At 63.1% G+C, this 15,643-nt stretch carries 15 protein-coding genes; 11 read left to right on the plus strand and 4 right to left on the minus strand.

What is annotated here, in order from left to right:
- Nucleotides 1–2 precede the first annotated feature (2 nt).
- The 6 genes from H7688_RS11265 to H7688_RS11290 all read left to right on the plus strand — a co-directional run bounded on the left by H7688_RS11265 (nt 3) and on the right by H7688_RS11290 (nt 6,536).
- Entirely contained in the window at nt 3–2,624 is a 2,622-nt protein-coding gene (locus tag H7688_RS11265; RefSeq protein ID WP_503826606.1) for a molybdopterin-dependent oxidoreductase, read from the plus strand.
- Entirely contained in the window at nt 2,624–3,445 is an 822-nt protein-coding gene (locus tag H7688_RS11270; RefSeq protein ID WP_183361215.1) for a 4Fe-4S dicluster domain-containing protein, read from the plus strand. Before H7688_RS11265 ends, H7688_RS11270 begins: the two co-directional genes overlap by 1 nt.
- The gene (gene nrfD, locus H7688_RS11275; RefSeq protein WP_183361216.1) at nt 3,435–4,337 is read left to right on the plus strand and encodes an NrfD/PsrC family molybdoenzyme membrane anchor subunit; all 903 of its coding nucleotides are present in this window, start codon (nt 3,435–3,437) and stop codon (nt 4,335–4,337) included. Before H7688_RS11270 ends, nrfD begins: the two co-directional genes overlap by 11 nt.
- 9 nt (nt 4,338–4,346) lie before the next feature.
- Nucleotides 4,347–5,279, plus strand: a complete 933-nt coding sequence (locus H7688_RS11280) for a formate dehydrogenase accessory protein FdhE (protein ID WP_183361217.1) — start codon at nt 4,347–4,349, stop codon at nt 5,277–5,279.
- Nucleotides 5,280–5,306: 27 nt separating this feature from the next.
- Complete coding sequence (mobA, locus tag H7688_RS11285) at nt 5,307–5,987, plus strand: molybdenum cofactor guanylyltransferase (protein ID WP_183361218.1); 681 nt, start codon at nt 5,307–5,309, stop codon at nt 5,985–5,987.
- Between the two features lie 87 nt (nt 5,988–6,074).
- Nucleotides 6,075–6,536, plus strand: a complete 462-nt coding sequence (locus tag H7688_RS11290) for a hypothetical protein (protein ID WP_183361219.1) — start codon at nt 6,075–6,077, stop codon at nt 6,534–6,536.
- A gap of 423 nt (nt 6,537–6,959) precedes the next feature.
- Here the strand turns inward: H7688_RS11290 and H7688_RS11295 are convergent, their stop codons facing one another.
- Together H7688_RS11295 and H7688_RS11300 are read right to left on the minus strand one after the other, a co-directional pair.
- Nucleotides 6,960–7,142: a hypothetical protein gene (locus H7688_RS11295; RefSeq protein ID WP_183361220.1), complete on the minus strand. Its 183-nt coding sequence runs from the start codon at nt 7,140–7,142 to the stop codon at nt 6,960–6,962.
- 176 nt (nt 7,143–7,318) lie between these two features.
- Nucleotides 7,319–7,666, minus strand: a complete 348-nt coding sequence (locus H7688_RS11300; protein WP_198424490.1) for a DUF3088 domain-containing protein — start codon at nt 7,664–7,666, stop codon at nt 7,319–7,321.
- Nucleotides 7,667–7,955: 289 nt separating this feature from the next.
- On the opposite strand from H7688_RS11300, the gene H7688_RS11305 reads away from it, so the two are divergent.
- The 5 genes from H7688_RS11305 to arsB all read left to right on the plus strand — a co-directional run bounded on the left by H7688_RS11305 (nt 7,956) and on the right by arsB (nt 13,237).
- Entirely contained in the window at nt 7,956–9,188 is a 1,233-nt protein-coding gene (locus tag H7688_RS11305) for a molybdopterin molybdotransferase MoeA (RefSeq protein WP_183361221.1), read from the plus strand.
- Nucleotides 9,189–9,212: 24 nt separating this feature from the next.
- Complete coding sequence (locus H7688_RS11310) at nt 9,213–11,165, plus strand: molybdopterin biosynthesis protein (protein WP_183361222.1); 1,953 nt, start codon at nt 9,213–9,215, stop codon at nt 11,163–11,165.
- A 174-nt stretch (nt 11,166–11,339) separates the two neighbouring features.
- A complete protein-coding gene (locus tag H7688_RS11315) occupies nt 11,340–11,681 on the plus strand; it encodes an ArsR/SmtB family transcription factor (protein WP_183361223.1) in 342 nt (113 codons plus the stop codon).
- A 53-nt stretch (nt 11,682–11,734) separates the two neighbouring features.
- A complete protein-coding gene (locus tag H7688_RS11320) occupies nt 11,735–12,151 on the plus strand; it encodes an arsenate reductase ArsC (protein WP_183361224.1) in 417 nt (138 codons plus the stop codon).
- A 33-nt stretch (nt 12,152–12,184) separates the two neighbouring features.
- Nucleotides 12,185–13,237, plus strand: a complete 1,053-nt coding sequence (gene arsB / locus H7688_RS11325) for an ACR3 family arsenite efflux transporter (protein ID WP_183361225.1) — start codon at nt 12,185–12,187, stop codon at nt 13,235–13,237.
- A 304-nt stretch (nt 13,238–13,541) separates the two neighbouring features.
- Here the strand turns inward: arsB and H7688_RS11330 are convergent, their stop codons facing one another.
- Together H7688_RS11330 and H7688_RS11335 are read right to left on the minus strand one after the other, a co-directional pair.
- A complete protein-coding gene (locus tag H7688_RS11330; protein ID WP_183361226.1) occupies nt 13,542–14,156 on the minus strand; it encodes a hypothetical protein in 615 nt (204 codons plus the stop codon).
- A 122-nt stretch (nt 14,157–14,278) separates the two neighbouring features.
- Nucleotides 14,279–15,217, minus strand: coding sequence for a cation diffusion facilitator family transporter (locus tag H7688_RS11335; protein WP_183361227.1), 939 nt, complete (start codon nt 15,215–15,217; stop codon nt 14,279–14,281).
- Nucleotides 15,218–15,643 lie beyond the last annotated feature (426 nt).

Raw genomic sequence — 15,643 nt, forward strand, 5'->3', positions numbered from 1 at the left:
GTCTGGGGACCACGTTCGGCCGCGGCGGCTCCACCACCTTCCCGCGCGACCTCGAGAAATCCAACGCCGTACTCATCATGGGCTCCAACATGGCCGAGTGCCACCCGGTCGCCTTCCGCTGGCCCCTGAAGGCGAGGACCGACCATGACGCGGTGCTCATGCACGTCGATCCCCGCTTCACCCGCACCTCGGCCGCCTGCGATGTGCACGTGCCGATCCGCGCCGGCAGCGACATCGTCTTCCTCGGTGCCATCATAAACCACGTCATCAACTCGAAGCGCTGGAACGAGGACCCCTTCTTCCGCGAGTACGTGGTGAACTACACCAACGCCGCCACCCTGGTGAACCCCGAGTTCAAGGACACCGAGGAGCTGAACGGCGTCTTCTCGGGGCTCGCCCCCAACGGCAAGTCCTACGCGAACGCCAGCTGGTCCTACCAGAGAAACGCGGCCCCCGCGAAAGGGAAGGGGGGGCTCGGCCCCTTCAGCGACCTGTTGCTGCAGCAGGTGCCGGGGCGCCCCAAGACCGACCCCTCGCTGCAGGACCCCCAGTGCGTCTTCCAGATCATCAAGAGGCACTTCGCGCGCTACACGCCGGACCTGGTGGGCCGGGTCTGCGGCTGCACCCCGGAGCAGTTCCTCAAGGTAGCCGACACCCTGCTCAACAACTCCGGGCGCGACAGGACCTCCAACATCACCTACGCCGTGGGGTGGACCCAGCACACCGTCGGGGTGCAGATCATCCGGGCCGCGGCCATGCTGCAGGCGCTTCTGGGCAACATCGGGCGCCCGGGAGGGGGCGTACTCGCCCTGCGCGGCCACGCCACCATCCAGGGCTCGACCGACATCGCGACGCTCTACCACTCGCTGCCGGCCTACCTGAACATGCCGGACGGCCGCAAGAACCACGAGACCCTGAAGGATTTCATCCTCACCGAGGCGGGGCCCGTCGCCACCAGCTACTGGGGAAACTATCCCAAGTTCGCGGTCTCCTACTTCAAGGCGCAGTACGGTGCCGCGGCCACGGCCGAGAACGACTACGGCTACAACTACCACCCGAGGATCACCGGCGACCATTCGCACATGCCGATGATGCTCGACATGGCCGCCGGCAAGATCAAGGGCTTCTTCGTCATGGGGCAGAACCCGGCGGTGGGGGGGCAGAACGCGCGCCTGCAGCGTAAGGCCCTGGCCAAGCTGGACTGGATGGTGGTGCGCGACTACTTCGAGACCGAGACCGCGGCCTTTTGGCGCAACTCCCCCGAGGTGCTCTCCGGCGAGCTGAAGCCCGCCGACATCAAGACCGAGGTCTTCTTCCTCCCCGCGGCAGCGGTCGCCGAGATGGAGGGGTCCTTCACCAACACGCAACGGCTCTTGCAGCAGCACGACAAGGCGGCCGACCCCCCCGGCGATGCGAGGAGCGACAGCTGGTTCACCTACCGGCTGGGGAAACTGTTGAAGGAGATGTACCGCGATTCGCCGCTGGAACTCGACTGGGGGATCAAGAACCTCGCCTGGGACTACGATCCGGAGCCAAAAGAGGTGGCCCCCTGGCGCATCAAGGACGAGCCCTCGGCCTACAAGCTCCTCAAGGAGATCAACGGCTACACCGTGGCGGACCAGAAACCGCTGGCCACCTTCGCGAACCTGAAGGAGGACGGCTCGACCATCTGTGGCGCCTGGATCTACACCGGCGTGGTCCCCGAGGAAGGGAAGAACAACGCGGCGCGCCGCAAGCCCGACGACTGGATCTCGCCCAACTGGGGCTTCGCCTGGCCGGCCAACCGCCACATCATGTACAACCGCGCCTCTGCCGACAGCCAGGGTAACCCCTGGTCCGAGGCGAAGAAACTCATCTACTGGGATCCGGCTGCCGACTCGGGCACCAAGGACCCGGCGGGCAACCCGGTAAAAGGGAAGTGGGTCGCCCCCTCGGGCGAGGGGATCGACTTCCAGCCCACCAAGGCGCCCGGCTTTATCGGCAAGGATGCCGCGCTTGGCTTCGACTGGCTCTCGGGCAACGACGCCTTCATCATGCGCCCCGACGGCAAGGCCTGGCTCTTCGTGCCGGCGGGCCTCGTGGACGGCCCGCTCCCGACCCACTACGAGCCCTACGAGTCGCCGGTCAAGAACCTGGTCTACCAGCAGCAGGTGAACCCGGTTGCCAAGGTCTGGCAGGTGAACGGCAACAGCTACCACGCCGTCGCCGATCCCAAGTTCCCCATCGTGGTCTCCACCTACCGGCTCACCGAGCACCACTTAAGCGGCACCATGAGCCGCTGGCTCCCCTGGCTCGCCGAGCTGATGCCGGAGCTCTTCTGCGAGATCTCCCCGGAACTCGCCCAAGAGAAGGGGATCAAGAACGCCGAGTACGTCACCATCCACACCGCGCGGGGTGAGATCCAGGCCCGGGCGCTGGTGACCCGCAGGATGAAGCCCTTCACCATCGACGGCAAGAAGGTCCACGAGATCGGCATCCCCTGGCATTGGGGGTGGCAGGGGAACGCGGCCGGCGACGTCGCCAACGACCTGGTCGCCATGGTGGGCGACCCCAACGTCTCCATCCACGAAGGGAAGGTGTTCACCTGCGACATCAGGGCTGGCAGGAAAGGAGGGCGGATCTGATGCCGAAAGGAATGTTCATCGACACCACCATATGCACCGGCTGCAAGTCCTGCCAGGTTGCCTGCAAGCAGTGGAACGGCCTCTCCGCCGAGCCCGCCCACTTCGGCAGGAAGCCGGGGGTCTCCTATCCGGTCGCCCACAACTTCACCGGCGACTCCTACGACAACACCGGCTCCTTGAGCGCCACCGACTGGCGCCACGTCCGCTTCGTCGAGCAGATCGACGAGCCGCGGACCCAGAAACGCTGGCTCTTTTCCAGCGACTCCTGCAAGCACTGCACGGACGCCGGCTGCCTGAACGCCTGCCCCACCAAGGCGATCCAGCGCACCGACCTGGGGAACGTGGTGGTGCAGCAGGATACCTGCATCGGCTGCAAGTTCTGCATCCCCTCCTGCCCCTACGGGGTGATCTCCTTCTCCGAAGAGACCGGCACTGCGCGCAAGTGCACCCTGTGCAACGACCGGATCCACAACGGCCTGGGGACCGCCTGCGCCAAGGCCTGCCCGACCGGGTCGATCCGCTTCGGCGAGGTGGCCGACCTGAGAAAACGGGCCGACGCCCGGGTGGCCCAGCTGAAGTCCAAGGGGGAGAAGGCGCAGGTCTACGGCTACGACGAGGCGGACGGGCTCAACGTCTTCTACCTCTTCGTGGACGGCCCCAAGGTCTACGGCCAGCCCGAGCACCCGATCGTGCCGCAGCGCCGGCTGGTGCTCTGCTCGCTGGTTACCATCCTGACCGCGCTCGGTATCGGGGCGGCGGCACTGGTCAGCTTCCGCGAACGCCTGAACGGAACTTCCGAGGAGGGGCGCCATGAGTCCTGAGATCATTCAAGCCCCCGAGTGGGCCTGGTACTACATCGCCATCTACTTCTTCGTCGCCGGCACCTCGGCGGGCGCCTACTTCATCGGCACCATGGAGGAGCTCTTCGGCAGCGGGCGCGAACGGGAGGTGAGCCGGGCGGCCTGCTACATCGCCTTCCCGCTGCTCACCCTGGTTCCCATTCCGCTCATTGCCGACCTGGGGCGCCCCGAGCGCTTCTGGCACCTGTTCGTCTACAACCAGGCGGGCTACCCCTACCTGAACCTGCAGTCTCCCATGTCGGTCGGTTCCTGGGTGCTCCTCGTCTTCAGCGTCTGCGCGCTGCTCTCGTTCCTGGACAACCTGGTGGCGGACAAGATCATCTCCTTCCCGCTCTTTTCCCGGTACTACAACCGGATCCCGCGCAAGCTCTACGCGGTGATCGGCTCCCTGGCCGGTTTCTTCATCGCCGGTTACACGGGCGTCCTGCTGAACGTCACCGCGCGCCCCTTCTGGGCTGCCACCTCGCCGCTCATGGGGGCGCTCTTCATCGTCTCGGGCGCCTCCACCGGTGCCGCGGCCATCTCCCTGTTCCTGATCTGGCGCAAGAGGAATTCCGGTGGCGAGGTCGAGCGCCTGGAGGCCTTCGACCGGGTGGTGATGGTGGCAGAGTTGGTGCTTCTGGCGGCACTTCTCGTGATGGCCGGACGCACCGCGGCGCCCCTGGTCTCGCTCCCCTTCATCGTCATGTTCTGGATGGGCACGGTTGTTTTCGGGATCGTGGTGCCGCTCTGGTTCAAGATCCGTTCGCGCGCCGAGCGCTTCGGGGCGAACCCGGTGCTCGCCCACTACCTGTTCATCCTGCTCGGCGGGCTCCTCTTGAGGATCAGCCTGCTGCAAGCCGGTCAGCTCTAGGGAGGTACCATGCGCTCAAACGGTAACGAAAACCTGGATCCGGTGGTGAAACGCCTGCGCGAGATCGCAGTGACTGCGCCGGAGTTGCGGGTCACCACCCGGCTGTACGAGGCCATCCTTCCGTTGCAGCGCCAGGCCGAGGTGCGTGCCGCGCCCCTCGTACTGGAACCTGACGAGTTGCACCGGGCGCTCGCTGGCGGGGAGCCGCTTCTGGCTGCTGCGGACGTCGAGGTCGATGTCGACGCCGCGGCAGAGCTCATGCTGCAGATGCTGGTCGCCCTGGGGGAGGCCGAGCTTCCCGATGCCGGAGCGAGGTGGCGGCTCTTCGGAGGGAGCGCCGAGAACTGGAGCGAGGACGAGGTGGCGAGCCTCGCCATGCTGCGACGCGCCGCCCGGGCGATTCACAAGCTGCTCAGGACGGGGAAACTGGACCTTGGGGACCTGTTGGTTCAGGCCGCGAGCGGTGACCGCACCGGTTTCGGCGCCAGGTTCGCCGCCTGCGACGTCGACTGGGAGCTCCTCTGGACCCTGGCACAGCACGCCCTGAGGCCCTTTCTCCACGAGGTGCGCCGGCAGGCGCCTCTTGAGGGGGTCGGCGTCTGGCAGCAGGGAACCTGCTACGTCTGCGGGGCCTCGGCCACGCTTGGGGAGCTGCAGGACAACGACCAGGTGAAGCACCTGCGCTGCGGCCAGTGCGGCGCCGACTGGTACCACCCGCGCCTTAAGTGCCACCACTGCGGCAACGAGGACCACGCGACCCTGAGGTACCTGCACGCCGAAGGGAGCGAGCACCGGCGCATCGAGGCCTGCGACCGCTGCCAGAGCTACCTCAAGGTGATCACCTCGTTCACCCCGACCGACCCCGAGCTCGTGGTGGTCGAGGACCTGGCGACCCTGGATCTGGACTTCCTGGCCCAGCAGCACGGCTACCAGCGCCCGTAACCCCGAAACGTTTTGCACCGAGACGCGATGACCGACCACTACCAGATACCCTTTCCCGAAGTGACCGGGGTGATACTCGCCGGCGGCCAGTCCAGCCGGATGGGGAGCAACAAGGCGCTGCTCCCCATCCGCAACGGCCGCTTCATCGAGATCATCCACCGCCAGCTGAGTTCCCTGTTCTGCGAGGTGCTCATCGTCGCCAACGAGCCGGAGACCTACGCTTTCCTGGAGGGGCGCGTCGTTGCCGACCGCTATGCGGGTCTCGGGGTGCTCGCCGGCTTGCACGCCGCCCTGGTCGAGACCCGGACCCGGCATATCTTCGCCGTCGCCTGCGACATGCCCTTTCTCAACGACCGGTTGATCCGCGAACTGGTCGTGCGACGCGAGACGGCGGAGGTCGTCATCCCCGAGACCGAAAAGGGGCTCGAACCGCTGCACGCCGTCTACTCCACCGCCTGTCTGGCGCCGATGGAGGCCGCGCTCAAGGAAAACCGGCGCCGGGTGGTCTCCTTCTTCCCCGAGGTGAGGGTCGTGCGCCTGGAGCCGTCCCGGGTAGCCGAGCTCGACCCCGATGCCCTCTCGTTTCGCAACATCAACACCCCCCAGGAGTACTTTGCCCTGCGCGAACTCGAGCAGCGCTCCCCCCGCACCGTTCAGACCACGACCCTGCCGCAGCCGGCTCCCCCCGAGAGGTTCCAGTTCAATTAAATCCCGCAGCATTGTTGAGCGAGAGGCAGAAGCTGGTACTCTCTTCGGATTGGAAAGAGCTAATTCTTCTTTTCCGGAGGGTGACTCATGTTCGCGAAACCGACACGATGGGAACTGGGGAGCTGGCAGCAAAAGGCCTGGTTCGCCGGCCTTTGTACCGCCCTTGTCCTGGGAGGGACCTTCCTGGGGTGCAACCGGCCGCCGCGCGGACTCCCCCCGGATGCGGTGATGGCGGGAAAAGTGGTGGCTGACGGCACCCCTTACTACGGCAAGACCATCCGGGTCTACGGCTACGTTTCCAATACCTCGGGGCCGGGGGTCTTTTCCATTGCCGATGGCGTCGCGGGGACCGCCTCGCTCCCGGTACTGGTGAAATCCGACGGGTTTGCCGTGAACATGGGGGAACTGGTGCTGGTGGAGGGGGCGCCGACCGCCTACGATCCGGGGCGGGTGCGCCAGGACTACCGCATCGACCTCCCGCCCGAGACCGCGCGCGGTTGGCAGAACCGGCCGGTGCTCATCGCCGTCAAGATGCGCAAGCTGGACTGACCCGCAGGTAACGGGGCGGGCGTGACTGGCACAGACCGTGACACAAAAGTCACCTTACTGTCATCGACCTTTTCAAAAGGATGTAGTATGATGATTCCCGGCCCGTCAGAGTCGTCATCAGGTGACGGCCAGCCGCCACCTGAGGTGGCGGGTATTCATCCAGGAGGGAGTAGTAACAGAAGTGAAGAAACATAAAGTCAATCCGTTCGACACCGCGTACGAGCAGTACCGGCTTTTGAGCGAACGGAGCCAATCAGTAGACGACATATCAGAGAAAAATCTCTACTTTCGCCGGAGGATCAACCTCCTCGGCGTCATGCAATTCCTGCTCTCGGAATAAAAACTGACGTGGTCAGAACCGAAAAAAAGGGGGACCGTGCTTCACGCGCGGTCCCCCTTTTCCGTTTCAGCTGCCAGATACTATCAGCAGGTGCATCCCTCGAAGACGACCTGGGCGGTGTTGCTTTCCCGGTCGCTGATCTCCTGCAGACGTGCGCCGCAGGTGAAGGTGATGTCCTTGATGGTGAGGTGGCGGTTCTGTCTCGAAAGGCTCTGGGTGTGCACTGCAGAGCTGCAGTCGAGGCAGGTGTGGTTCTGCTTTTTCATCAACTCTCTCCTTGTTTGTGCTGTACATCGGCTAGTTCCTCCCGATGTTCTTCCGGCAGAAACCGCAAACAAGGATCATACCTCAAGTCGCTCCTGCAAAGCTCCACAATTCTCTTTAACAAAACTGCCACCCGCCAGGACCCCGGCGCGGCAGAGGTCGTTGCCGTGCGGGGCCGCTAGGGGTGAGCCCTGCCGATACCGTAGACTTCGCTCAGGTACCTGCAGATCTCCTTGTCGCCGCTGATGAACTTCTTGCCCAAGGCCTCGCCGGCCAAGACACCTTCGGGAAGGTTTCCGCCCGTTTTCAGGACCAGGACGGGCATCCCCTGGTTCTCGGCGCCTATCTCGGCGCTGATCGCCTGACGCGGACGGGGAAAGTCGAGGTAGCTGACCTCCAGCTCTTCCCGCAGTTTCGGGTAGTAGCTGAGCAGTCCCTCGATGGGGGCGGATTCGGGGCAGTAGAACGGTCCCTCGGTTCCGTCCATGAAGTCCGGCTTGAGCAGGAAAAGCTTGTCCTTGGTCACGTCTGTCTCCTTTGATTGGCAATGATATCGGCACCTTCATGCCGCACGGGGAAGATAGCACAACCAGCGTGCCAAGGAAAGGGCGCGATCCGGCCGGCCCGGGAGCCGCGCGGTCCGACCCGTCGGAAGGAGTTCCGGCGGCTGCGGCGTGCAGGATTCTGCACGCTCCCTGCGCTCGTCCCGGTTGTCGGGCGGGGCGCGGAAAAGTTGCGACTGACAATTGGCGCCAAATGTAGCATACTCTGGCGAGCCCGATTTCCGGGCCTCAGTCTCATCTCAAGGAGTCACGATGGCGGAGATGTTCACCGTGCTGCCCCCCGAGCAAGCGCGCACGCTGTTATTCGAAAGATTACCTGCTGCCGTTGCCAGTGAAGCGATTGCGACCTCGGCCGCGCTGGACCGCACGCTCAGCGAAAGGCCGCTTGCCCCCCACCCGCTTCCCGCCTTTCCCCGCAGCACCATGGACGGTTACGCCGTGCGTGCCGAAGACACCTTCGGCGCGGGCGAGATGCTCCCCGCCTATCTCGAGGTGATCGGCGAGGTACCCATGGGACGCGGCTGCGAGCTCACGGTCGGTTCCGGACAGGCCGCGGTCGTCTATACCGGAGGGATGCTCCCCGCGGGAGCCGACGCGGTGGTCATGGTGGAGCGCACCCAGAAACTGGGGGATAGCGGCATCGAGGTCTTGCGTGCGGTAGCCGCCGGCGAGAACGTGGTGGCCGTGGGCGAGGACGTCAAAGAAGGCGAGGCGCTCCTGGAGGCGGGACACACCCTGCGTCCTCAGGATCTGGGGGGGCTCTTGGCCCTCGGCATCACCACCGTGCAGGTGGCCCGCCGCCCGCGGGTCGCGATCATCTCCACCGGGGACGAGGTGGTGGCTCCCGAACTCACTCCCGGTCCGGGGCAGATCCGCGACATCAACACCTATACGATTGCGGGGCTCGTGGAGAGGGCGGGCGGCATTGCCGTACCCTGCGGGGTCGTGGGTGACAACTTCGACCTTCTTCTCGCCGCGGCTCGTGCGGCGCTCGAGGATGCCGACGTCCTGGTGCTCTCGGCCGGGTCCTCGGTGTCGACCCGGGACATGTCGGCGGAGGTTTTGAATCGGCTGGGAAAACCTGGCGTCCTGGTGCACGGCGTCGCGGTGAAGCCGGGAAAGCCGACCATCCTCGGCGTGTGCGACGGCAAGGCGGTGCTGGGGCTTCCCGGCAACCCGGTGAGCGCGATGGTGGTGGCGGGGCTTTTCCTGGTGCCGCTTATCGAGCGTCTGCAGGGGCGGAGTCACCCCACGGCGCTTCGGCGTGTCACTGCCCGGCTCACCCACAACGTCGCCTCGGTCCCGGGGCGCGAGGACTACGTCCAGGTAAGGCTGGTGCATCGCGACGGCGAGCTCTGGGCCGAGCCGGTCTTCGGCAAGTCCAACCTCATCTACACCCTGGTTAAATCGGACGGCCTCTTAAGGGTTCCCCTCGACACGAGCGGGCTCTACCAGGGGGAACCGGTTGTCGTGGAATTATTTTAAAGAGCGAGGGAGCCTGAAGAGAATATGAGCAAGAGCAAGAACTTCTACCTGGAGAACATCCCGCTCGACGAGGCATGGCGCCGCTTCATTACGGCACTGGAGGGGGGCGGCCTGTGGAGTGAACTCCCCGGCGAGGACGTGCCGCTCGAGGAAGCGTTGGGACGGGTGACCGCGCAGCCGGTCTGGGCGGCACTTTCCTCGCCCGGCTACCACGCAAGCGCCATGGACGGCTTCGCGGTGCGTTCCGTTGAGACCATCGGCGCCGCCGAGACCTCTCCCAAACGAATCCCGGTCGGACCCAACGGCCCGGCAAGCTACGTGGACACCGGTGACGCCATTCCTTCCTGGGCCGATGCCGTCATCATGATCGAGCACACCCAGCGGATCGAGGAGGCAGATGGAAGCCAGTCGATCGAGATCCACGCCGCCGTGGCGCCCTGGACCGCGATCCGCCCGATGGGCGAGGACATGGTCGCGACCGAACTGGTGCTGCCGGCGAACCACCTTTTGAAGCCGGTGGACCTCGGCGCGCTGGCGGGGAGCGGGCACACCACCGTCAAGGTGAGGCGCAAGCCGCGGGTGGCGGTGCTCCCCACCGGGACCGAGCTCATCACCGTGGAACAGGCCGCCCGCGAAGGGGTGAAGCCGGGGGACATCATCGAGTACAACTCGCTGGTCCTGTCTGCGCAGGTGCGCGAGTGGGGGGGCGAGCCGACCCGCTACCCCATCACCATCGACGATTACCAACTGATCCGCGAAAAGGTGCGTACTGCGGCCGAAACGCACGACCTCGTGCTGGTGAACGCCGGCTCCTCCGCGGGGAGCGAGGACTTCACCTCGAGCATCGTCGAGGATCTGGGGACGCTTTTGGTGCACGGCGTGGCGGTACGGCCGGGGCACCCGGTGATCCTGGGGATGGTCGCCAACAAGCCGGTCATCGGTATCCCCGGCTACCCGGTTTCCTGCGCACTCACCTCCGAGACCTTCGTGGAGCCGCTTTTGTCGCGTTGGCGCGGCCAGCAGCCGAACCAGAAACCCCGGGTCAAGGCGAGCATCACCCGGAAACTTCTCTCCCCCATCGGCGAGGACGAGATGGTGCGGGTAACCGCCGGAAGGGTAGGGGAGCGCGTCGTCGCGGCACCCCTGTCGCGCGGGGCCGGCGTCATCACCTCGCTGGTGCGCGCGGACGGCATCGTGCGCATCCCCCGTTTCTCCGAGGGAGTCGAGGCCGGCCAGGAGGTAACCATCGAGCTGTACCGAACTCCTGCCGACATCGAGCGGACCGTGGTGCATATCGGGAGCCACGACCTTTGCCTCGATCTTTTGGCCCAGCACCTGGCCGACAGCGGGCGGCGCTTCACCAGCGCGAACGCCGGGAGCCTCGGTGGCCTCTTGGCCCTCAGGCGCGGCGACGCGCATCTCGCCGGCTCGCACCTGCTCGACCCGGTAACCGGCGAGTACAACGTCTCCTACGTGAAGCAGCATCTTCCGGGGATCCCGGTGGTCCTTATGACCCTGGTGCACCGCGAGCAGGGGCTCATCGTCGCCAAGGGGAACCCGAAAGGGATACGCACCCTTGCCGATCTCCCCCGCGAGGACGTGCAGTTCGTGAACCGCCAGCGCGGTGCCGGAACGAGGGTGCTCCTCGACTACCACCTGGAAAAACAGGGGATCGCCGCCGGCACGATCAGCGGCTACCGGCGCGAGGAGTTCACCCACATGGCGGTGGCCGTAGCGGTACAGTCCGGTGCCGCCGACTGCGGCCTGGGGATCGCCTCCGCGGCCCAGGCCCTGGGGCTCGATTTCATCCCGCTGGAAAAGGAGCGCTACGACCTGGTGATCCCCCGCGTCTACTTCGAGAGCGAGCTTTTGCGCCCGCTTTTGGACTTGGTGAACGGCACGAGGCTGCGCGAGGAACTCAATGCCCTGGCAGGGTACGACACCTCCCACATGGGCGAAGTAATCGAGATCGCTTAGCTCTCCTGCTGTCTTGCAACACTGGGTAACCTCCCCTTGGAGGACCACCTGCCAGAGGGGGATTCCGTTTCGGCATCCCCCTCGTGAATTCCTGCTCCCTGTCTTCCCGAAGCGACACTACTCCCAGCAAAGATGGTATTGACTATATTCGCCTGCCCGGATATAGTTCGCGCCATGTTCGATGAACCTGCAAAAATCTTCAGGGCCCTCTCCGACGAGACACGTCTGCGCATTCTCGCGTTACTGCTTGCCAATGGGGAACTCTGCGTCTGCGATCTGACGGCCACACTGCAACTACCTCAGTCCACGGTGTCCCGTCACCTGGCTTATCTCAGGAAAACAGGTCTGGTCAGGGACCGTCGGGAGGGCCTCTGGATGTACTACTCAATCCAGCGCACGCCCGGGTTTGCCGAGGTCCTGCTCAGCTTTCTTTCTGCGCACCTTCAGCGACTGCCGGAGGCCCGTGCGGACCAGCAACGGCTTCAGGGTACGTCCGAAAGTAACCGCTGCGCCTGAATTTTTTTTGTCCGACTATATCCGCCTGGACGGATTTATAAAGTGGAGTTTCCATGAAAAAACGGGTTCTTTTTCTCTGCACCCATAACTCCTGCCGCTCACAGATGGCCGAAGGAATCGTGAACCACGACCTGGGTGACCGGTTCGACGCTTTTTCCGCCGGCACCGAGGCTACCTCGGTGAACGCCAGGGCCATTGCAATACTCAAGGAGATCGGTATCGACATCTCCCGGCACCGCTCCAAGGTGCTTGGCGAGTTCGACGGCCAGCAGTTCGACTATGTGATCACCCTTTGTGGGGACGCGAACGACAAGTGCCCGCTCTTCTTCGGCGGCGTGCAGCGGATCCACATCGGGTTCAGCGATCCTTCCCGTATCAAGGAGGGGACCGAGGCCGAAATCATGGAGGAGTTCCGCAAGGTGCGGGACGAAATCCGGGTAAAGCTCACCGAGTTCCTGACCAAGCCGTAAACGGGCGCCCAGTTCTGTAAAAGGAGAAAAACCATGTCCTCAGGCCTTTCGCACAAGCTCTCGTTCCTCGACCGTTGGCTTACCCTCTGGATTTTTGCCGCCATGGCACTCGGAGTTGGTCTCGGCGTGACGGTTCCCGGCATCGAGGCGTTCATCAACAGGTTCCAGATCGGCACTACCAACATCCCGATTGCCATCGGTCTCATCCTGATGATGTACCCGCCGTTTGCCAAGGTGAAGTACGAGGAGATGCCGGAGGTGTTCCGCAACAAGAAGATCCTCGGGCTTTCCCTGGTCCAGAACTGGCTGATCGGGCCGGTGCTCATGTTCGTTCTTGCCGTCGCGCTGTTGCCCGACAAGCCCGAGTACATGGTGGGGCTTATCATGATAGGCCTCGCCCGCTGCATCGCGATGGTCATCGTCTGGAACGAACTAGCCAAGGGAAACACCGAGTATGCCGCCGGGCTGGTGGCCTTCAACAGCGTATTTCAGGTTCTTTTCTACAGTGTATACGCCTGGTTCTTCATCACGGTCCTTCCTCCGTTCTTCGGGCTCTCCGGCAGCCTTGTCGAGGTGAGCATCGCCCAGATTGCCCAGAGCGTCTTTATCTACCTCGGTATCCCCTGTATTGCCGGCGCGCTCACCCGTCTGGTGGGGGTGAAGCGGCTTGGTGTGGAGCGCTACCACCGGGAGGTCGTTCCCAAGATCGGTCCCATCACCCTCGTCGCACTGCTTTTCACCATTGTCGTCATGTTCAGCCTGAAGGGGAACCTGATCGTGCAGCTGCCGCTCGACGTGGTGCGCATTGCGATCCCGATGTTGATCTACTTCGTGGTGATGTTCCTGGTCTCCTTCTGGATGGGGAAGCGGCTGGGGGCTGACTACTCGAAGACCACCACCCTCGCCTTCACTGCGGCTAGCAACAACTTCGAACTGGCGATTGCCGTGGCCGTTGCCGTCTTCGGCCTCAACTCCGGTGCGGCCTTCGCCGCGGTGATCGGCCCCCTGGTCGAGGTTCCGGTCATGATCGGGCTGGTCAACGTGGCGTTCTGGTTCCAGAGACGGTACTTTCAGACAACAATCTGAGAAGCTTACGGTCCAGGAAAGGGCAGTGAAGAAGGGACGGTAAGGCCGGTGAGGCAAAATGAAGCTTCAGGACGTGAAGTGAAGCTTCGAGGAGCCGAAATGAAGTTTCGCAGCGCGAAGTGAAGTTTCGAGGTGGCGAAATGAAGTTTCGCGACGCGAAGTGAAGCTTTGAGGTGTGAAGGCAAAGCTTTGTCATGCGAAGGGCGATTTTATTACGGGGGAGAGGTCTTACCCGAAAGAGGTGTTGATGTTGGGGGGAGGAAGCGCTCCCGCCGTGAGGAAGGCGGGAGCTTTAGGTGCCGGTTTAGTGGTTGGGGAGGCTGATGGATGCCGACCATGGACCGGTCTGGTTACCGCGGTTAGCTCGAATTCTCAACCAGTGAAAGGTCCCGCGATCAAGTCCTGAGAGTATTATTCCTCTGCAGGTGGATGAGGATTCAAAGAGCATCCAGTTCGATTCGATGCTGGGGTCTCCGTTGCTGACCCAAATCTGGTAACCCTTGGCGCCCGGCACCTTGCTGAAGGAGACCACGGGTTGCCCGAATTTGTTGTACGTTACCTTCATATCGCGAGGTTCCGAAAGAACTTGAGGGGCCGAAGAGGCCTTTTCTGCAACAGGAACTGTGCCGAGTAACTGCGCAACTTTCGGCTCCACCGTAGCACATGCCTTGATCACGCCGTGGTACTGGGTGAGCTGTTTGCAAACTTCCAGGCGGCTCTCTTCGCAAGCTTTAGCCGCATCGGCTTCTCCCTTGAGAAATCCGGCGTAGTTCTCCTGGTGCCTGAGGGTGGCGGCAGTCAGCTTCTCTGCGTTTGGCATAAGCGAGAACAAAAGGTTTTGCATCTCGGGGGTCAATGCCTGGAGCAGCTCTTTGGTCTTTAGAATGAGTGCGTCGTTGGTTAGGTTGATGTAGGGCATGGTGGGCCTCCATTTTTAGAAATTTCTAAAAATGGTATCCGGCCATTAAGGAAACGCAAGGGAAAAATATCATGCTGCAGCACTGCCCTTTCCTTCAGGGAGGGTAGTCGACGCGGCACGAACTATTCCCGCTCTGCGACCTCGAGCACCTTGGGGCACTCTTCGGCGCAGAGGTCGCAGCCGCCCGGGCAGGGTTCGATGTGCATCAGGATGTGGCTGTAGGGGAGACGCTGCTTGATTTCGACGGTGATCTCGTCACCGAGTGTGTGTGCGGCCTCGACGGTCATCTGCCGGGGAACCACCAGGTGCATATCGATGTGCCGGATGTGGCCGGACTTTCGGGTCCTCAGCTTGTGGTACTCGATGAACCTGCCGGCAAAGCCGTCCATCACCTCGTGGATGGCGGCTTCCTCCTCTTCGGGGAGTTTTACGTCGAGGATGTGGAAGAAGGCGGTCTTGGTGAGATCCCAGGCGGCCTTGAAGATGAGGGTGGCGACGATGATGGCGATGATCGGGTCGATCATGGCGATCCCGGTCGCCTTGATGGCTACCAGGCCTACCATGACGCCGGCCGAGGTGTAGACATCGGTTCGCAGGTGCATGGCATCCGCTTCCAACGCGACCGAGTCGGTTGTGTTGGCAACATTCAGAAGGTGTCGGGAGATAAGGTAGTTCACCAGCGCGGAGACCGCCATGACGGCAGCTCCCAGTCCCAGGTGTTCCACTTCCACCACGCCGGTGCGCAGCTTGCCGGCGGCCTCCCAGATGATGTAGAACGCGGCGCCGAAGATGAGCAGCGCTTCGATAGTCCCCGCGACGTTCTCGATTTTGCCGTGGCCAAAGCGGTGCTGATCGTCTGCGGGCTTGCTCGACTCGCGTACCGAGTACCAGGCGATGCCGGCGGCGACCAGGTCGACCCCGGAATGGATTGCCTCCGAGAGGATGGAGACCGAACCGGAGAGAAGGCCGACCACGAGCTTCCCCACAACCAGGGTCGTGTTGGAGAGCACGGAAAGCAGGGCTGCCTTGCGTTTCAGGGTATCGTGTTCAGGTTTGATCATGTCTTAGGTGCGCGTGCTGGAATGGGAGTATCTCAGGGGAGAATACGGTACCCGAGCCGCATAAATCAAGGAAATTGCAGACAATGAGCTGAATTGCATCCAGTTTCCTGCGGAATGTCTGGCCTACGGCTTCAGCATAGTGTTCGTCCCACACGAGATCTCTCTCTACCATCCCGCCTGAGCTGTAACCGCGAGAGCGGTACTCCCACCATCGTAAGCCCTCCACGCGCTTCGTCACGTCTATCAGGTAACAACATCGTTCTTGCACCACACTGCGTTGATACAGAGACATCAATCCTCTGCTCATGACATTTAAATTTATGCAGAACCTTGCATATGGCAAGACTTTATCTAAACTCCATGAAACTACATTCAGCGATTGTCTCGCACTTCGGGGGAGATTATAGCTAAACCTCCTGGATCAGC

Source organism: Geomonas limicola (assembly GCF_014193675.1).
GTDB lineage: Bacteria > Desulfobacterota > Desulfuromonadia > Geobacterales > Geobacteraceae > Geomonas > Geomonas limicola.